This is a genomic window from Streptococcus dentapri (assembly GCF_042649885.1).
Classification (GTDB): Bacteria; Bacillota; Bacilli; order Lactobacillales; family Streptococcaceae; genus Streptococcus; species Streptococcus dentapri.
In genome coordinates this window covers 1-18,248 of sequence record NZ_JBHSAC010000049.1, presented here as the reverse complement: position 1 = coordinate 18,248, position 18,248 = coordinate 1, and the positions used below count along the sequence as shown (strand labels likewise).

Below are 18,248 nucleotides of genomic sequence, written 5' to 3'. Positions count from 1 at the left end.
TTTTCATCTTAAAGATAAGAGACACCAAAAAAGACAAACCTCCAAAAAGAAGTTTGTCTTCGGTCTGAGACAGTTGGAATTTCCAACTGTCTTTTTTCTTATAAGCATTTTAATTTTTAGAAGCTGCTTGGAAATCTGGATTTTTCCATGCTTCATCGATAATTTCTTTCAATTCTTTAGCAGACGCTTGCATCTTTTGTTTTTCAGCATCATTTAAAGGAATATTTACAGGACGAACAATACCATGCGCACCGACGATGGCAGGTTGACCGATAAAGACATCGTTGACACCTGCGTATTGACCATTTTGGAATACTGAGAGTGGAAGTACAGCATTTTCATCATCAAGTATTGCTTTAGTGATACGAGCCAAGGCAGCTGCGATACCATAGTAGGTAGCACCTTTTTTGTTGATGATTGTGTAAGCAGCGTCACGAACACCTTCAAACAAGTCAATTAATTCTTCAGCGTTAAAGTTTTGAACGTCTTGGAGATAGTTTTCAAGGTTAACACCGGCAACATTGGCATGCGACCAAACAGCAAATTCTGAGTCACCGTGTTCACCCATGATGTAGGCATGGACTGAACGAGCATCAACATCAAGTTTTTCAGCAAGTGCTTGGCGGAAACGAGCTGTATCAAGTGAAGTACCTGAACCGATAACACGTTCTTTAGGGAAACCTGAGAATTTCCATGTTGAGTAAGTCAAGACATCCACGGGATTAGCAGCAACCAAGAAGATACCATTGAATCCTGATTTGACAACTTCAGTAACGATTGATTTATTAATCGCAAGATTCTTACCAACCAAGTCAAGACGTGTTTCACCTGGTTTTTGAGGTGCACCAGCAGTGATGACAACAAGGTCAGCATCTGCACAATCTTCATATTGAGCAGCGTAGATTTTCTTAGGTGAAGTGAAGGCAAGCGCGTGGCTAAGGTCCAGAGCGTCACCAACAGCTTTTTCAAACAATTGAGGGATTTCAATAATACCAAGTTCTTGAGCGATACCTTGATTGACGAGTGAAAATGCGTAAGATGAACCTACGGCACCGTCACCAACGAGGATGACTTTTTTGTGTTGTTTAGTTGCAGTCATGTCTAAACATCTCCTTAATTTTTTTAGAGCTTAAGCCCATACAATATTATCATACCACCTTTAGTTAAAAATGTCACTAGGAAATAGCAGGAAAAGCCCAAGAAAGCATGGTTTGAGGGCTGTAAATGCTGAAAAAACTGCTCTAATATGCTATAATATTAAGGAATACTCTAACAAGAAAGAGGCATTTTTTAATGCAGGATAGAAATCTAGTAGATGTTAATCTGACCAGTGAGATGAGGACCAGCTTCATTGACTATGCCATGAGTGTTATCGTTGCTCGGGCACTGCCAGATGTTCGCGATGGTCTTAAACCTGTTCATCGTCGGATTCTTTATGGAATGAATGAATTGGGTGTCACGCCGGATAAACCTCATAAAAAATCTGCCCGTATTACAGGAGATGTCATGGGGAAATACCATCCGCATGGTGATTCTTCTATTTACGAAGCAATGGTACGGATGGCACAGTGGTGGTCATACCGCCACATGCTAGTCGATGGTCACGGGAACTTTGGCTCAATGGATGGTGATGGTGCCGCTGCCCAACGTTATACAGAAGCTCGTATGAGCAAGATTGCTCTGGAAATGCTTCGTGATATCAATAAGAATACGGTTGACTTCCAAGAAAACTATGACGGTAGTGAACGCGAGCCTCTCGTTTTACCTTCTCGCTTCCCTAACCTATTGGTGAATGGGGCGACGGGGATTGCGGTTGGTATGGCAACCAATATTCCACCGCATAACCTTGGTGAAGCTATTGATGCGGTCAAGCTGGTTATGGATAAACCAGATGCAACAACCAAGGAAATCATGGAAGTAATGCCTGGCCCAGACTTTCCGACAGGGGCTTTAGTCATGGGTAAATCGGGCATTCACCGCGCTTACGAAACGGGTAAGGGGTCTATTGTTCTTCGTTCTCGTACAGAAATTGAAATGACTAAATCGGGTCGTGAACGCATCGTTGTAACAGAGTTCCCTTATGGGGTCAATAAGACCAAGGTTCACGAACACATTGTCCGTCTGGCTCAGGAAAAACGTATTGAGGGAATCACCGCAGTTCGAGATGAGTCCAGTCGTGAAGGTGTGCGCTTCATCATTGAAGTTCGCCGCGATGCTTCAGCCAACGTCATCTTGAATAATCTCTTTAAATTGACCAGCCTACAAACAAACTTTAGCTTTAATATGTTGGCTATTGAAAATGGTATTCCCAAAATCTTGTCACTGCGGCAAATTATTGATGACTATATTATTCATCAAAAAGAAGTCATTGTTCGTCGTACTCGATTTGATAAAGAAAAAGCTGAAAGTCGAGCTCATATTTTAGAAGGCTTGCTGATTGCTCTGGATCACTTGGATGAGGTTATCGCTATTATTCGCGGTAGTCAGACGGATGCCGAAGCTCAGGCAGAATTGATGTCACGTTTTGATTTATCAGAGCGACAAAGTCAGGCTATCCTTGATATGCGTCTGCGGCGTTTGACTGGTTTGGAGCGCGATAAGATTCAAAATGAATACAACGATCTGCTGGCCTTGATTGCTGACTTGGCTGATATTCTAGCCAAGCCAGAACGTGTTCTCACCATCATTAAAGATGAGATGGACGAAATTAAGCGTAAGTTTGCAGATGAGCGTCGTACAGAATTGATGGTAGGAGAGGTGCTCTCACTGGAGGATGAGGATCTTATTGAGGAAGAAAATGTTTTGATCACCCTGTCCAACAAAGGCTATATCAAGCGCTTGTCCCAAGATGAATTCCGAGCACAAAAGCGTGGTGGTCGTGGTGTTCAGGGAACAGGTGTTAATGATGATGACTTTGTTAGGGAGCTTGTATCAACCAGCACCCACGCTACCGTTCTTTTCTTTACAAATAAAGGTTCTGTTTATCGTTTGAAGGGGTATGAAATTCCTGAATACGGACGTACCGCTAAGGGTCTCCCTATGGTCAATCTTCTCAAACTAGCAGAAGATGAAACGATTCAAACCATCATTAGCATTGATCAAGCAGATACTGATGAAAAATTCTTTTTCTTTACGACAAGGCAAGGAGTTGTCAAACGTACCAGCGTTTCGGAATTTGCTAACATTCGCCAAAATGGTCTTAGGGCTCTGAATCTGAAAGAGGGCGATGAGTTAATCAATGTTCTCTTAACTGATGGTCACAACAACATCATTATCGGGACCCAGTTTGGTTACTCTGTGTGCTTTAAGGAAGATTTCATCCGTAATATGGGTCGTGGTGCCACTGGTGTCAAAGGGATTACTCTGCGTGCTGGAGATCAAGTGGTTGGTTCTTCCATTATTACCGATGATCAAGAAGTTCTTGTGATTACGGAAAAAGGTTACGCTAAGCGCACAGCAGCAGGTGAGTACCCGCTCAAAGGTCGTGGTGGTAAAGGGATTAAGACTGCCAATATTACAGATAAGAATGGTCAATTAGCTGGTCTTGTCACGGTTAAGGGTGATGAAGATATTATGATTATGACGAATACTGGTGTTATCATTCGGACAGGTGTCTCAGATATCTCACAAACAGGTCGCTCGACCATGGGGGTTAAAGTCATGCGATTAGATGATAAAGCTAAAATCGTTACCTTTACTCTTGTAGAGACCGAAGAAAAAGAAGGACAAGAAGTAGATGAAGAAAATTAGAAAAAGTTATCGTCAGACTAAAAAACACGGGACTGGTGATAGCTATTCGTCTAAAAAGAAAAGACGTGGCTGGTTAAGAGGGATTTTAATTGTTGTTCTTCTGATTATTGGCTTAGGTCTGATTTTCAATCGCTCAATCCGCAATAGTATCATTGCTTGGAACACTAATAAATATCAGGTTTCCAAAGTTTCCAAAGAAACTTTGAAAAAAAATGAGAAAGCCGATGTTAATTATGACTTTGATTCTGTAAAGTCAATCAGTACAGAATCAGTATTATCATCACAGATGGATGCTCAGGAGCTGCCAGTTATTGGTGGAATTGCCATCCCAGATTTAGAGCTCAATCTTCCGATTTTTAAGGGGTTAGGAAATACAGAGCTTTCCTATGGTGCTGGTACTATGAAGGAAAATCAGGTTATGGGGGGTGAAAACAATTATGCTCTAGCCAGCCACCATGTTTTCGGAGTTACTGGCGCTTCTCAAATGCTCTTTTCCCCTCTAGAGAAAGCCAAGATCGGTATGGAGATTTATCTAACAGATCGTAATACTGTTTATACTTATACCATCACGGAGGTAAAAACAGTTGATCCATCAGCAGTTGCAGTGATTGAAGATACGCCAGGTGTAAAAAACTTGACCTTAGTTACCTGTGATGATGCCGAGGCCAGCAATCGAATCATCGTCAGTGCTTCTTACAAGGAAGAAGTCAGCTATGATAAGGCTTCCTCATCCATCATCAACGCCTTCAACCATTCCTATAATCAATTGTCGATATAGGATATGTAGATATGCTAAAAAGTCAGCCTGTTAAAAGGCTGACTTTTTGTATTAAAAAACTAGTCCATAAAGGACTAGGTAAAAATATCATTATTTTATAAAGGAATTGATTTCAGTTTCAATGGCTGCAATCTTATCTTGAGCATCTTGGGCAGAAGTGCCGACTGTAGCAATGTAGAATTTAATTTTTGGTTCAGTTCCTGATGGGCGAACAGCAATCCAAGAATCATCCGTTAAAATATACTTGAGTACATCACTTGGCGGTGTTGTCAGTTTTTCAACGCTACCGTCTTGGCTAGTCGCTGTCAATTCAAGGAAATCTTCGGTCTTAGCAATATCGGTGTGATTGAATTGCTTAGGGGCTTGGTTGCGGAACTTATCCATAATTTTCTTAATTTCAGAAGCCCCATCAACTCCACCGAGGGTAACCGAAATAGTCTTTTCGGCAAAGTGACCATATTCCTTGTAGATTTCATCAATACCATCAGCAAGTGTTAAACCACGTGAGCGGTAGTAGGCAGCGATTTCAGCTACTATCAGAACCGCCTGGATAGCATCTTTGTCACGTACGAATGGTTTAATCAGATAACCAAAGCTTTCTTCAAAACCAAACATATAAGTATGATTGTGCTGTTCTTCGAATTCTTGAATTTTTTCAGCAATAAATTTGAAACCTGTTAGTACATTGAACATGGTTGCCCCGTAGTTTTCAGCAATCTTGGTAACTAGCTCTGTCGATACGATTGATTTGGCCAAAGCAGCGTTACTAGGTAGGGTACCTGCTGTTTTATGAGCTTCAAGAATATATTTGGCAATGAGGGCACCGATTTGGTTGCCGGACAGGTTGAGGTAGGATCCATCTGCTTGGCGGATTTCAACCCCCAATCGATCGGCATCTGGGTCAGTTGCAACGAGTACGTCGGCATCGACCTTGCGACCAAGATCTTCAGCGAGGGCAAAAGCCGCCTGATTTTCTGGATTTGGTGATTTAACGGTTGAAAAATCAGGATCCGGAACAGCTTGAGCTTCAACAACTTGAACAGCATTAAAGCCGGCTTGAGCAAGAGCACGACGAGCCAACATTTCCCCTGTACCATGAAGTGGAGTGTAGACAATCTTCATATCCTTGCCATACTCATCAATGAGTTTGGGGTTGATATTAACATCCTTAACTTCTTTGAGGTATTCCTTATCAACCTCTTCCCCGATGATAGTGATAAGACCAGAAGCTTTAGCCTCCTCAAGGTCCGCTAATTTAATTGCGAAAGGATTGTCAATAGCACGGATGTATTCGGTTAAAGCATCTGCATCTGCTGGTGGCATTTGTCCCCCATCTTCGCCATAAACCTTATAGCCGTTAAATGGAGCAGGGTTGTGACTAGCTGTAATCATAATACCTGCAAAAGCACCGAGATGACGCACTGCAAAAGATAGTTCGGGCGTTGGACGGAGACTTTCAAAAACATAGGATTTGATACCGTGTTGGGCTAGAACTTGAGCAGATTCAAAGGCAAATTCTTGTGAAAAATGACGTGAATCATAAGCAATAGTTACCCCCCGCTTTTTGGTATCATCTCCTTTGGTTTCAATGAGTTTTGCTAGACCTTCAGTAGCTTGGCGAACAACGTAAATGTTGATACGATTAGTACCAGCACCAATATACCCCCGCATACCAGCTGTACCAAACTCTAGGTTGGTATAAAAAGCATCTTCTTTGGTTTTTTCATCCATCGCCAGCAATTCTTGACGTAGATAGTCTGTCAGGTTGGTTACATCCAACCATTTTTGATAATTTTCGTGATATGTCATAGGAACCTCCTAATTTTTTTAACCGCTTTCATTATATCATAGATAGCAAAAAAAATCATGGCTTCCCATGATTTTCATTTATTTTTTCAGTCTTTCAATAGTAGGCACAATGGCAGAAGTCAAGAAGATTGAAATCAAAAGCTCTGCTAGAGAGCTGGCAGTGATAACAGCGGCTAACATGGTTTGAATATCATTTCGATAGACGCTTGAAAAGAAGATGAAAATACCAGTAATAACAAAGACGGTATTTGTTAGAGATCCTACTGCACCAGCCAAAGCCAACCCTGTTTTAGAATGAAGCCATTTATAAATAAAGTAAGGGAAGATCCCAATCAAAACACGGGGGATAATTGCAATAACGAGCGAGGCTAGATTTCCATTCTCAACAAAAGGGGAGAAGAGGTAACTGGTTGGCAAGATAATAACTGTATTTGTCACAACACTAATGATTCCCATGAGCAGTCCAAGAACGCTACCAACACGGGGACCATAGACAATTGCAGCGATGATAACGGGGATATGAGTTAGGGTTGGCCTGATAGGAACTGGCCAGATACTAAAGACAATGCTGCTGAGAACGTGAATGACAAGCATAGCCGCGAAAAACAAGGCTATGGCCGTGAGGTTTGATGATTTTTTCTGATTCATGCAAGAGCTTCCTCAATTTCTTCAAGTATTGTGTCAAGATCAGCTAGGGCCCCACGCCCGATATCTCCACAAGCTAAGAGAGCCGATTTGGGTAAAATTTCTTGATAGCCCACCTCCTTTAGAAGGTCCAAATTGCGCTGAGTGATCGGATTATCATACATTTTAGTATTCATAGCGGGTGCCAGCAATTTAGGGATCTTATTTGGTAGAGCCAAGGCAGTAGCAGTCACCATATTATTGGCTAGGCCATTGGCTAGTTGAGCGATAGTATTGGCAGAGGCAGGGGCCAGAATAAAGAGATCAGCTTCCTTACCCAAATCAATATGATTGATGCGATTAGGTATCTTTTCTACCATAACATCGGTATGAACCGGATTCTTAGAAAGGACCTGCAGAGTCAAGGGGGTAATAAAAGCTTGGGCAGCCTCTGTCATCAAAACGGTAACGTCATAACCGCGCTTTTTAAGCTGGCTGGTTAAATCAGCAGTCTTATAAGCAGATATAGAGCCAGAAACGGCTAACAAGATATGTTTAGTCATCTGTAATCCTTTCTAAAATCAGTTGAGCAATATCTTCCTTGGTATTGGCCCTAATTTCCTCAGTTTTGGAGACTAGATAACCGATATGTTGATGGGCTTGGATATCTTTAAGATCATTGGCTAAGATATAATCGGCCTTATTTTTGATGAGACTTTCTCGCGCCACCTCTATCAATTCTTCATGAGGAACATCTACTAATAATTTAAAACCGATAAGTTTAATATTAGGATTCCATTCCACAATTTGGCTGATTACCTTGGGCGTTTTAGTCAGAAAAAGCACCTGATGTTCAGCTTGACTGGAGATTTTTGTTTCCTGATTGCGTTTAGCTAATAATTGAGCTGGGTCTGTTACTGTTTGCAATTCAGCAAAATCGGCCATGTAGACCGGCGTGTAATCTGAAACAGCCATGCTGTGAATAAGGACATCATGGCTTTTTACTAGGGTTTTCAAAGTAGCAATGAGAGATGCGACATCAGTAATTTGATAAATGGTTAGTCTAGACTGTTCAGCTGGTTTTACAGCATTCTTGGTTGTTACCAGAGTTACCTCGTGTCCAGCTTTTAAAAAGATTTCTGCCATTATTTTACCTAGAGAACCAGTAGACTGATTGGTAATGGCACGGACTGAATCGATAGCTTCAGAAGTTCCACCGGATGTTATCAAAATTTTCATAGCTGTATTGTACAAAATTCTCTTATGTTTGTAAACGATTTAGACACTCACTATAAAGACGCTGAAAGTAATTTTTGTCCCACTCTCTTTATGTTATATGAAATCTATTAGAGATTTTTTCTTTTCTTAGCTTTTTTAGTGATTGACACATCAAGATTATTGATGGCCTTTAATAAAGCTTGACTGATTTGAAAATCATCAACATCAGATTTGAGATCGGCTTCATAAACTAACTTGAGTTCTGCTCCTTGATTATTGCTGGTAATAGAAATTAAATCATAGGTTGTACAAAGATTTTTAAAGACCTCAACAAGTTTAGCTTCTAAGTCATCTTGATCTTCAACAGTTAAGGTCAGCAGACGACGCGTTTGACTGTCTATAATAATCTTTGTATGTTCTAGTCCGAACCAGAGAAGCAAGAGTAAAATAGTAAAAATGGTTGCTAAAACAAGGAAACCCATACCAGAAGCTAGACCAATAATCATGGATAGAAAGATGGCTAACAGTTCTCTTGAACCACTGGTGGCTGAGCGGAAACGAATTAGACTAAAGGTACCAGCAACAGCAACACTGGTTCCCAGATTACCATTGACCAGAAAGATGACTAGGGTAATTAGACTGGGAAGAAAGGTTAGGGTGACAATGAATTCACGTGTATAGAGTGTTCGATATTTATAAACCCAGGACAAACAGACACCTAGACCTAGGCTGACTAGGATTGCCAGCATCAGCATCCCAGCATTGACGGTAGTGGCCGTATCGTTAGAAAAAACAGAATCAAATAAAGTTGACGTCATAAGTCTCCCCCTTTATAAAGAATGTTTAATCGGCAGTTTTTGCGATTTATGGTAGGCCGTATTGTATTTAGAAAAATGTTTCTCTTCGAGACCATATTTGTCGAGAATGGCTTGGAGCCAGTCAGGTTTGTGACCGGGAGCTTTAATTTCCATGATGACATGGGCATCATCTAAGAGAGGCTCGCCATGTTTACCTTCAAAAAAGCTGACATTCTCATCACGGAAGGTCAGATTTTTATCAATAGTGACTCTAGTATTGGTGAAGGAATAGCCTTTGATGGTATGTTTTTCCTTGAGTGAGTAGCGATCATAGTAGATAAACATGCGGGGGACAAGATTCTCGTAGCGTTCTCGTAAGCTGTGAATTTCCTCGATCAAATCAGAGTCAGTGATGTGCTCATCAGTAATTCCTTGAGTGACAAATTGAGTAATGGATAATGGATTGGAGGCAATACGGAATTTATGACCGACTCCTTCATCATCTTTTTTCTTGATTTCTAAGAATCCCAGACTATTTGGCTTGGGTTCTGCAACATAGGTTCGCATACGAATTTTTTCTTGATGATACTTGTGATTGATTGAATCTTTAATAATCTCAAAATTTTTATTATCAAAATAGATATTAGTAATGGTAGAAGTGGGATAGTCATCTTCAACCAGATACTTTTTCAAATCTGAAATGAGATCATCTAGTTGATTCTTGGGAACAATATACTTGGTTTCAATACGTTTAAAATTGGTTTCTAGTTTTTTAGGCATTTAGTTACCCTCCTATAGCTTTAAATTTTGATCTTTCTTCACTGATCACAACCTAAAGACTAACAGGGCTTTCTTACAGAAAAGTTAAGTCTTACTTTAAAATTTATTGCAACCTTGATTATGTTTTTACAGATATAAAGTCATTGTAAGTTCTTTTAAGAAAAGGTTAGCAATTTTTCGAAGACATTACAGATGCGCTCTCTACATTTGCAGAGTTAATTGATTTATCTTGCTTTGAAGAGTTTCAGTCTCCTTATTTCACAACTTCCTTTTTTTTGTGAAAAGTAATTCCCGAACATTTCTTTTTCAATTTAAAAAAATAATGCGCTTTTTATCGGGCTTTGTTATAATGAAAGACAGTAAAATATTATTTTTAAAGGGGCTTCCATGAAATCAGATATTGAAATCGCTCAAAGTGTAGCATTAAAACCAATCACAGATATCGTTGATAAGGTTGGAATTGAGTTTGATGATTTAGAATTATATGGGAAATACAAGGCTAAATTGTCTTTCGATAAAATCAACAGTCTTAAAGACCAAAAGCCTGGTAAATTGATTTTGGTCACAGCAATCAATCCAACACCGGCTGGTGAAGGTAAGTCGACCGTGACTATCGGTCTGGCCGATGCCCTTAATCAACTGGGTAAAAAGACAATGATTGCTCTGCGTGAACCTTCGCTTGGACCTGTCATGGGAATCAAGGGTGGTGCTGCTGGTGGTGGCTATGCACAGGTATTGCCAATGGAAGATATCAATTTGCATTTTACAGGGGACATGCATGCCATCACTACGGCTAATAATGCCTTGTCTGCCTTGATTGACAATCATCTTCATCAAGGAAATGAGCTTGGCATTGACCAGCGCCGTATTATTTGGAAACGTGTAGTTGACCTCAATGATCGTGCCTTGCGCCATGTTACAATTGGTTTAGGAAGCCCTATCAATGGTATCCCACGTGAAGATGGCTTTGATATTACCGTAGCTTCTGAAATCATGGCAATACTCTGCTTAGCGACTGATATTCATGATCTCAAGGAGCGTCTGGCTAATATTATCATTGGCTATCGTTTTGATCGCACACCAGTCTATGTTCGTGATCTTAAGGTAGAAGGGGCACTAACTTTAATTCTCAAAGATGCTATTAAGCCTAATCTTGTTCAGACCATCTATGGTACACCTACTCTGGTACATGGTGGTCCCTTTGCCAATATTGCTCATGGCTGTAATTCTGTACTCGCAACATCAACAGCCTTGCGCTTAGCTGATTATACCGTGACCGAGGCAGGGTTTGGAGCAGATCTGGGTGCTGAGAAGTTTCTTAACATAAAGACGCCTAACCTTCTTAAGTCTCCTGATGCCGTTGTGATTGTAGCGACCATTCGTGCCCTTAAAATGCATGGTGGTATCGCTAAGGACAATCTTTCTGAGGAGAATGTTAAAGCGGTGAAAGATGGCTTTGCCAACCTCCAACGTCATGTTGAAAATATTCGTAAATTTGGTCTCCCAGCTGTTGTTGCTATTAATGAATTTATTTCAGATACCCCAGCAGAAATTGAGGCACTTAAAGAGTTGTGCGCTGGAATTGATGTTCCAGCTGAATTGGCAAGTGTATGGGCCAAGGGGGCTGAAGGAGGTCTTGATTTGGCTCGTTCCTTGGTTAATGTTGTTGAGGCTGAAACCAGTAACTATAAGACCTTATATGATAATGATGCTAGCATAGAAGAAAAAATCGAAACGATTGTTAAAAATATCTATGGCGGACGCTCGGTAGTTTTTTCTGCCCAAGCTAAAAATCAAATCAAACAGTTTAAAGAAAACGGCTGGGATAAACTCCCTATCTGTATGGCTAAAACTCAGTACAGTTTCTCCGATAATCCTAACCTCTTAGGGGCACCGGATGATTTTGAAATCACTATTCGTGAGCTAGTTCCTAAAACTGGTGCAGGTTTTATCGTTGCGCTGACCGGCAATGTTATGACTATGCCGGGATTGCCAAAAGCACCAGCCGCACTGAATATGGATGTTAGTGAAGATGGCACAGCTATTGGCTTGTTCTAAGTAAAACTCGTTGTCTTTTAAGACTAATATCAGTTAATGCTTGACTAAGGTCTTTGAAAAAGTTACACTAGATGGGTATTAAGTTTCGAGAGATGGTGTATTCACCTTTACCTCTTAGTTTTTTACAAGTAAGAGGAAAGGAAGTAGACACATGGCACAAGGTAGAGTAAAATGGTTTAACGCTGAAAAAGGTTTTGGCTTTATCACAAGCGAAACTGGCGAAGATGTTTTTGCCCATTTCTCAGCTATTCAAGCTGACGGATACAAGACATTGGATGAAAATCAAAAAGTAACATTTGATGTGGAACAAGGTCAACGTGGCCCACAAGCAATAAACATTGTAAAAGTAGGCTAAATTGACAAAGAAGGAGGACGGGGAGTCTTTCTTTTTTTATTTTGATAATGGACTAGCTCCTATTTTTAAATAAGGGGAGAGAATAATTTGCTAGTAAAAGGAAAAGGAAAAATGACAGATTCATTAAATCTTTTGTTTTCGATTGATGATAATTATCTTGAACAACTTGAGGTAACGCTTTTTTCGATTTGGCATAATTCGGATTATCAGCAGTTAAATGTCTATGTTTTTCAGAAAAAATCGCTGGAAAAAGCTGAAGACCTAGCACGCTTTTGTCAGCGATTAGGTGCATCTTATTATCCAATAATAGTCGATGAAACTATCTTTTCTGATGCACCTGCGACCAAGCGCTATCCAGATGCTATTTATTTTCGATTATTGGCTCAGGAATTTCTACCTCATAGTTTAGACAGAATCTTATACCTTGATGCTGATATCCTCTGTTTAAATGATGTTTCTCTACTTTACAGTCTTGATCTGACAGGGAAACTTTATGCGGCTGCTAGCCATGTTAGGGATGGTAGTATTGTGGAGCTTTTTAATAAATTTCGTTTGAATAATCATGAAATTGAAGGCTATTTTAATACCGGTGTCTTATTGATTAATCTGGAGGAAGCTCGCCAGGTGATCGAGCGCTCGGACATTCTTCAATTCATTAAAAATAATAAAGGACGTTTATTGCTGCCAGATCAAGATATTTTAAATGGTCTATATGGTGAACTTGTTCTACCTATTCCTGATGAAATTTATAATTACGATGCGCGTTATCCTAAAATTTATTTCAGCCGTAGTCACGGGGAGTGGGATATGGACTGGCTGGTTAGGAATACAGTCTTTGTTCATTTTTGTGGGACAGATAAGCCTTGGAAGAAATCCCTCAGAAGTCTTGAGACCACAATTTTATATAAGCATTACCAAAGCTTAACTCAGCGTTTTAAAAAATCCTAGCAGATTGATGGGCGCCTGCGAAAACTTGCTAGACTTGTTTTGTCAAGATAATTCGGTCTGAATTTGCTAGGTTCTCTGCTATATTGGAAACAGCTGTTAGGGGATTTGATCCTTTAGAAGGTAACTTTTTACGTGAAAAGTAAGAAATCTCAAGTCTTGTGCAACAATACATGGAAGAGCAGGGAGGTGATTTTGAATTAGTCTTCAATATTTCCAAGATGAGTAACAAAAATGACGCTGTTAAGTATGTGACTGGTTGTAAAGTCCATAGTCAATACCGAAGACCTAGGTCTCAAAAATACTGATATTAAGCTTACCAATCACGGAGCGGTTGAAATGGATAATTCCCGTCAGACTAGTGTTCCTAATGTCTTTGCGGTCGGAGATATCAATGGCAATTTGCCTGGACTCTTCAGGGCTATTGTTGATGCAGATAGCAAATGGATTCTTGGTGCAATACTTTCGGTGCAAAGTCCCATAAATTCAATTGTTATGGACGATCAAATTCTTTATACTTATTTCCAATAACAATTTTCACCCATCCAACTATGGCTGAAAATTTGGATAACGGCTTTAATTCCTAAAGAAAATTTCAAATATGAAACTACTAAAGAAGAGCTGAGATTTTTTGCTAACCTCTTTTTTTTATTATATTTTATGATATAATCTAGAAGAATTAAACGTTGAAGGAGGCATTATCATAGACGATTCAAACAAGATGGTGCGTTTGTTAGATAGAGGTCGCAGAAGCCTCTTGCGAGGGATTTTCAGCCGTACCACGGTTATTATTTTACTGCTTGTTCTACAATTGTATGTCATTGCAGCCACCTATATTTGGTTTGTCAATTACCGTCTACACATTCAAATATTTGGCGGGATTATTGCTAGTATTTCAGTACTCTATCTTTTTAATAGTCGAATGGATAGCACGGCTAAGCTCACTTGGATGTTATTTGTAATCCCTTTCCCCATTCTAGGAGGCTTATTTTTACTGTATACGAAAATTGATTGGGGATATAATGGTATGAAGCGGCAGATCAAGGATAATATTACCAAGACAATTCCCTATCTGCATCAAAATTCAAATGTTTTGACGGAATTGAAAACCTCCCATAGCACAGCCTATAACTTAGCTAATTATCTTAGCTTTGGCGATAATCACTTTCCTGTTTATAAGAACAGTCAGGCGACCTACTTTCCGTCTGGTGAAGAAAAATTTGCAGAGCTAAAAAAACAACTTCGGCAAGCTAAACAGTACATTTTCCTAGAATACTTTATCATTGATGAAGGAATCATGTGGGGGGAAATTCTCTCAATTCTTGAGCAAAAAGTAGCTGAGGGAGTAGAAGTGCGCGTCATGTACGATGGTATGATTGAGATGACGACCCTGAGCTTTGATTATAGTAAACGGCTGAAAAAATTAGGCATTGAAGCCAAAGCCTTCGCGCCCTTGTCACCTTTCTTATCCACTTACTACAATTATCGTGACCATAGAAAAATTGTGGTTATCGATGGTGAAGTTGCCTTTACCGGAGGTATCAATCTAGCAGATGAATACATCAATGAAATTGAGCGCTTTGGTCACTGGAAAGATACAGGAATCATGATTAAAGGCCAAGCTGTTGATACCTTTACCATTTTATTTTTACAAATGTGGGGAGCTATCGAGGACACAACAGAGGTCAAAAAATATCTGGGGAATCATGAAGAGAAATTGACGACAGATGGCTTCATTTTGCCCTACGCTGATTCTCCCTTAGATGATGATAAGGTTGGTGAAAATGTCTATATTGATATTCTCAATCAGGCGCGTGATTATGTTCACATCATGAGTCCCTATCTGATTCTGGATAGCGAAATGGCCCATGCCCTTCAATTTGCGGCTGAACGGGGGGTAGATGTCAAGCTTATTATGCCAGGTATTCCTGATAAGGTTGTGCCTTATTATTTAGCAAAAACCTACTACAAACCACTGATAGAATCAGGTGTACAGATTTTTGAATATACTCCTGGTTTTGTCCATGCTAAGGTTTTTGTTGCCGATGATACTAAGGCGACAGTTGGAACTATCAACTTGGACTATCGTAGCCTCTATCATCATTTTGAATGTGCAGCTTATCTCTATCACTCATCAGAAATTGCTAAAATTGAACGTGATTTTCAACGGACCCTAGACCAGTGTCAGCAAGTAACAAAGCAATCGCTCAAGGAATTGTCTCTATCTGCTAAAGCTGTTGGTACTATTGTCAAAACCATTGCTCCCTTGCTCTAGTCAGTAAGCTATGATACAATATATCTATGCGATGAGTCGATTTGGTTTTCGAACCATATTGCGCAAGGGAGGTCATTAACGCAGGAGCGGACCTTGATAGTTTGTGTGAACCTTTCTATCTCACCTTAAAAAGTGCCCTTAATCCTCTACCAAAAAAGTAGAGGATTTTTCTTTTTCTAGCTTGCTTTGTCTCTTTTCTTTCCTATTAAAAAAGTGTATAATGATACTATAAATTTTTAGAAAATTATGAACGTTGTTCATCCAGAAAGGTCTAAACTATGGGATATACAGTAGCTGTTGTCGGTGCCACTGGTGCCGTTGGAACGCGCATGATTAAAATGCTTGAGGAGTCAAATCTTCCAATCGATAAAGTTTGTCTTTTATCATCCAGCCGTTCAGCTGGTAAGGTTTTGCAATACAAAGGTCAGGACATTACAGTTGAGTTGACAACGGAAAATTCTTTTGAAGGTGTTGATATTGCCTTGTTCTCAGCAGGTGGTTCTGTTTCTGCCAAGTTTGCTCCTTATGCTGTAAAAGCGGGTGCAGTTGTGGTAGACAACACTTCATATTTCCGTCAAAATCCTGATGTTCCCTTGGTTGTACCTGAGGTCAACGCCCATGCGCTGGATTTTCACAATGGTATTATTGCCTGCCCAAACTGCTCAACTATCCAAATGATGGTTGCTCTTGAACCAGTTCGTCACAAATGGGGCTTGGAGCGCATTATTGTTTCTACCTATCAAGCTGTATCTGGTGCTGGGCAGTCCGCTATTAATGAAACAGAGCGTGAATTGCGCGAAGTCTTAAATGATGGTGTTAATCCTAAGGACTTACATGCTGATATATTGCCTTCTGGTAGCGACAAAAAACATTACCCAATTGCCTTCAATGCCTTAGCGCAGATTGATGTCTTTACAGACAATGATTACACTTATGAAGAAATGAAGATGACCAATGAAACCAAGAAAATCATGGAAGATGCTTCAATCGCTGTATCAGCGACCTGTGTCCGTATACCTGTTTTGATGGCGCACTCAGAAGCTGTTTACATCGAAACTAAAAAAGTAGCTCCAATCGAAGAAGTTAAAGCAGCGATTGCGACCTTCCCTGGTGCTATTCTTGAAGATGATGTAACTAACCAAGTCTATCCACAGGCTATCAATGCTGTTGGCAGCCGTGATACTTTTGTGGGGCGTATCCGCAAGGATCTTGATGCTGAAAAAGGAATCCACATGTGGGTAGTTTCAGATAACCTTCTTAAAGGTGCAGCTTGGAACTCTGTCCAAATTGCTGAAGCTTTACATGAACGAGGTCTGGTTCGTCCAAGTCAAGAGCTCAAGTTTGAATTGAAATAAGAAGTCTTAGAATAGGTTATAGGTTAGCGGAATCTAGAAGGAGATTTTTATGTCTATTGAACAATTACAACACGCCAAACTTATCACAGCTATGATTACTCCTTTTCGTGAGGATGGTTCTATCAATTTTGAAGCCCTTCCTGGTCTGGTTGAACATCTCTTGGCTCATCATACAGAAGGAATTCTGCTTGCGGGAACAACTGCTGAAAGTCCCACCCTTACCCATGATGAAGAACTAGAGCTTTTTGCAGCTGTTCAAAAAATCGTTAATGGTCGTGTCCCTCTGATTGCTGGTGTTGGTACTAATGATACGCGTGATTCGATTGAATTCGCCAAAGAAGTTGCTAGTTTTGGAGGCTTTGCGGCAGGATTAGCAATCGTTCCCTATTACAACAAACCCTCTCAAGAAGGTATGTATCAGCACTTCAAGGCTATTGCAGACGCCAGTGACTTGCCTATTATCATCTACAATATTCCAGGTCGTGTCGTTGTAGAAATGGCGCCGGACACTCTCTTGCGTTTGGCAGAACATCCAAACATCATTGGTGTTAAAGAATGTACTAGTTTGGATAATCTGGCTTATCTCATTGAACATAAGCCAGATGATTTTTTGGTGTACACTGGCGAAGATGGAGATGCTTTTCACGCCATGAATCTAGGCGCTGATGGCGTCATTTCTGTTGCTTCCCATTCAAATGGTAATGAGATGTTTGAAATGCTTGAGGCAATTGAAAACAATGATCTCAAGGCAGCAGCAAGTATCCAGCGTAAATTTATTCCAAAGGTTAATGCGCTCTTCTCAGTTCCGAGCCCAGCTCCTGTCAAAGCTGTGCTCAATCATCTTGGGTTCGATGTAGGGCCTTTGCGATTGCCACTAGTCACTTGCACACCAGAAGAAGCCAAACGTATTATCAAGGTTGTTCTGGAAGAAGATATTGAGGCGACCCGACAAACAGTAACAGGAGTTGTACGTCCTGATTACTAATCCCTTCAATTTTCATACTTGACAAATAATTAAAACATCAGCATAATGTAAATAAAACAAAAGGAAAAGAGGCGATTTAATGCAAATTACCAAACGCAGCGGTCAGGTTGTTGAGTTTGATCCTGACAAAATCTATCAAGCTATTTTGAAAGCAGCTCAGACTGTTTATGTTATTGATGATAAACTTCGTGAAGAATTGGCAGAAGTCACCAAAAAGGTTGTCATTGATTTGGAAGAAGCACATGCCGATCGTCCAACAATCAGTATGGTTCAATCACAGGTTGAAAATCGCCTTATGGATGCTGGCTATATCAACATTGCAGAGCACTACATTTCCTACCGTCTCCAAAGAGATTTGGAGCGCAACGGCTATGGCGATCAAATCGCTGTGCATCTGCGCTTTGAAAAATTAAAATAAGCGATAAAAAGGACTTATCCAAGTCCTTTCAGACCGAAGACAAACTTCTTTTTGGAGGTTTGTCTTTTTTGGTGTCTCTTATCTTTAAGATGAAAAATGGA

General features: G+C 40.2%; 17 protein-coding genes. 10 read left to right on the top strand and 7 right to left on the bottom strand.

The genetic code is table 11. The features are described 5' to 3' along the window. Positions 1–109: 109 nt before the first annotated feature. Positions 110–1,099, bottom strand: a complete 990-nt coding sequence (locus ACFOSE_RS05785) for an L-lactate dehydrogenase (RefSeq protein WP_380431571.1) — start codon at positions 1,097–1,099, stop codon at positions 110–112. A 194-nt stretch (positions 1,100–1,293) separates the two neighbouring features. Between ACFOSE_RS05785 and gyrA the strand changes: the two genes are divergently transcribed. Both gyrA and ACFOSE_RS05775 read left to right on the top strand, forming a co-directional pair. After that, positions 1,294–3,750, top strand: coding sequence for a DNA gyrase subunit A (gyrA, locus tag ACFOSE_RS05780; protein ID WP_380431569.1), 2,457 nt, complete (start codon positions 1,294–1,296; stop codon positions 3,748–3,750). Beyond that, entirely contained in the window at positions 3,737–4,528 is a 792-nt protein-coding gene (locus ACFOSE_RS05775) for a class A sortase (protein ID WP_380431567.1), read from the top strand. Before gyrA ends, ACFOSE_RS05775 begins: the two co-directional genes overlap by 14 nt. 90 nt (positions 4,529–4,618) lie before the next feature. Here ACFOSE_RS05775 and ACFOSE_RS05770 read toward each other — a convergent pair whose 3' ends face one another. The 6 genes from ACFOSE_RS05770 to ACFOSE_RS05745 form a co-directional block, all read right to left on the bottom strand. Next, positions 4,619–6,337 carry a phospho-sugar mutase gene (locus ACFOSE_RS05770; protein WP_380431565.1) on the bottom strand — a complete coding sequence of 573 codons (1,719 nt, stop codon included), beginning with the start codon at positions 6,335–6,337 and terminating at the stop codon, positions 4,619–4,621. Positions 6,338–6,415: 78 nt separating this feature from the next. After that, positions 6,416–6,985, bottom strand: a complete 570-nt coding sequence (locus ACFOSE_RS05765) for an ECF transporter S component (protein ID WP_380431563.1) — start codon at positions 6,983–6,985, stop codon at positions 6,416–6,418. Further along, positions 6,982–7,524 carry a phosphopantothenoylcysteine decarboxylase gene (gene coaC, locus ACFOSE_RS05760; RefSeq protein ID WP_380431561.1) on the bottom strand — a complete coding sequence of 181 codons (543 nt, stop codon included), beginning with the start codon at positions 7,522–7,524 and terminating at the stop codon, positions 6,982–6,984. Before coaC ends, ACFOSE_RS05765 begins: the two co-directional genes overlap by 4 nt. Further along, entirely contained in the window at positions 7,517–8,200 is a 684-nt protein-coding gene (locus tag ACFOSE_RS05755; protein ID WP_380431575.1) for a phosphopantothenate--cysteine ligase, read from the bottom strand. The genes coaC and ACFOSE_RS05755 overlap by 8 nt, the downstream gene beginning before the upstream one ends. A gap of 107 nt (positions 8,201–8,307) precedes the next feature. Next, entirely contained in the window at positions 8,308–8,997 is a 690-nt protein-coding gene (locus ACFOSE_RS05750) for a DUF4956 domain-containing protein (protein WP_380431559.1), read from the bottom strand. Between the two features lie 12 nt (positions 8,998–9,009). Beyond that, positions 9,010–9,756 carry a polyphosphate polymerase domain-containing protein gene (locus ACFOSE_RS05745; RefSeq protein ID WP_380431557.1) on the bottom strand — a complete coding sequence of 249 codons (747 nt, stop codon included), beginning with the start codon at positions 9,754–9,756 and terminating at the stop codon, positions 9,010–9,012. Positions 9,757–10,143: 387 nt separating this feature from the next. Here ACFOSE_RS05745 and ACFOSE_RS05740 point away from each other — a divergent pair, with 387 nt between their 5' ends. From ACFOSE_RS05740 to ACFOSE_RS05705, 8 genes are all read left to right on the top strand, one after another. Further along, complete coding sequence (locus tag ACFOSE_RS05740) at positions 10,144–11,814, top strand: formate--tetrahydrofolate ligase (RefSeq protein WP_380431555.1); 1,671 nt, start codon at positions 10,144–10,146, stop codon at positions 11,812–11,814. A gap of 151 nt (positions 11,815–11,965) precedes the next feature. Further along, on the top strand, positions 11,966–12,169 hold the full coding sequence (locus ACFOSE_RS05735; RefSeq protein ID WP_380431553.1) for a cold-shock protein: 204 nt from the start codon (positions 11,966–11,968) through the stop codon (positions 12,167–12,169). Positions 12,170–12,280: 111 nt separating this feature from the next. Then, entirely contained in the window at positions 12,281–13,117 is an 837-nt protein-coding gene (locus ACFOSE_RS05730) for a glycosyltransferase family 8 protein (RefSeq protein ID WP_380431551.1), read from the top strand. Positions 13,118–13,369: 252 nt separating this feature from the next. Further along, positions 13,370–13,645 carry an FAD-dependent oxidoreductase gene (locus tag ACFOSE_RS05725; protein WP_380431573.1) on the top strand — a complete coding sequence of 92 codons (276 nt, stop codon included), beginning with the start codon at positions 13,370–13,372 and terminating at the stop codon, positions 13,643–13,645. Positions 13,646–13,835: 190 nt separating this feature from the next. Beyond that, entirely contained in the window at positions 13,836–15,389 is a 1,554-nt protein-coding gene (gene cls / locus ACFOSE_RS05720; RefSeq protein WP_380431549.1) for a cardiolipin synthase, read from the top strand. Between the two features lie 278 nt (positions 15,390–15,667). Next, the gene (locus tag ACFOSE_RS05715; protein ID WP_380431547.1) at positions 15,668–16,744 is read left to right on the top strand and encodes an aspartate-semialdehyde dehydrogenase; all 1,077 of its coding nucleotides are present in this window, start codon (positions 15,668–15,670) and stop codon (positions 16,742–16,744) included. A gap of 49 nt (positions 16,745–16,793) precedes the next feature. Further along, positions 16,794–17,729: a 4-hydroxy-tetrahydrodipicolinate synthase gene (gene dapA / locus ACFOSE_RS05710; protein ID WP_380431545.1), complete on the top strand. Its 936-nt coding sequence runs from the start codon at positions 16,794–16,796 to the stop codon at positions 17,727–17,729. 79 nt (positions 17,730–17,808) lie between these two features. Beyond that, complete coding sequence (locus ACFOSE_RS05705; RefSeq protein WP_380431543.1) at positions 17,809–18,147, top strand: ATP cone domain-containing protein; 339 nt, start codon at positions 17,809–17,811, stop codon at positions 18,145–18,147. Positions 18,148–18,248 lie beyond the last annotated feature (101 nt).

Bases quoted from the DNA above. Each gene is read 5' to 3' on its own strand.
- ACFOSE_RS05785 (WP_380431571.1), bottom strand. From the start codon at position 1,099: ATGACTGCAACTAAACAACACAAAAAAGTCATCCTCGTTGGTGACGGT.
- gyrA (WP_380431569.1), top strand. From the start codon at position 1,294: ATGCAGGATAGAAATCTAGTAGATGTTAATCTGACCAGTGAGATGAGG.
- ACFOSE_RS05775 (WP_380431567.1), top strand. From the start codon at position 3,737: ATGAAGAAAATTAGAAAAAGTTATCGTCAGACTAAAAAACACGGGACT.
- ACFOSE_RS05770 (WP_380431565.1), bottom strand. From the start codon at position 6,337: ATGACATATCACGAAAATTATCAAAAATGGTTGGATGTAACCAACCTG.
- ACFOSE_RS05765 (WP_380431563.1), bottom strand. From the start codon at position 6,985: ATGAATCAGAAAAAATCATCAAACCTCACGGCCATAGCCTTGTTTTTC.
- coaC (WP_380431561.1), bottom strand. From the start codon at position 7,524: ATGACTAAACATATCTTGTTAGCCGTTTCTGGCTCTATATCTGCTTAT.
- ACFOSE_RS05755 (WP_380431575.1), bottom strand. From the start codon at position 8,200: ATGAAAATTTTGATAACATCCGGTGGAACTTCTGAAGCTATCGATTCA.
- ACFOSE_RS05750 (WP_380431559.1), bottom strand. From the start codon at position 8,997: ATGACGTCAACTTTATTTGATTCTGTTTTTTCTAACGATACGGCCACT.
- ACFOSE_RS05745 (WP_380431557.1), bottom strand. From the start codon at position 9,756: ATGCCTAAAAAACTAGAAACCAATTTTAAACGTATTGAAACCAAGTAT.
- ACFOSE_RS05740 (WP_380431555.1), top strand. From the start codon at position 10,144: ATGAAATCAGATATTGAAATCGCTCAAAGTGTAGCATTAAAACCAATC.
- ACFOSE_RS05735 (WP_380431553.1), top strand. From the start codon at position 11,966: ATGGCACAAGGTAGAGTAAAATGGTTTAACGCTGAAAAAGGTTTTGGC.
- ACFOSE_RS05730 (WP_380431551.1), top strand. From the start codon at position 12,281: ATGACAGATTCATTAAATCTTTTGTTTTCGATTGATGATAATTATCTT.
- cls (WP_380431549.1), top strand. From the start codon at position 13,836: ATGGTGCGTTTGTTAGATAGAGGTCGCAGAAGCCTCTTGCGAGGGATT.
- ACFOSE_RS05715 (WP_380431547.1), top strand. From the start codon at position 15,668: ATGGGATATACAGTAGCTGTTGTCGGTGCCACTGGTGCCGTTGGAACG.
- dapA (WP_380431545.1), top strand. From the start codon at position 16,794: ATGTCTATTGAACAATTACAACACGCCAAACTTATCACAGCTATGATT.
- ACFOSE_RS05705 (WP_380431543.1), top strand. From the start codon at position 17,809: ATGCAAATTACCAAACGCAGCGGTCAGGTTGTTGAGTTTGATCCTGAC.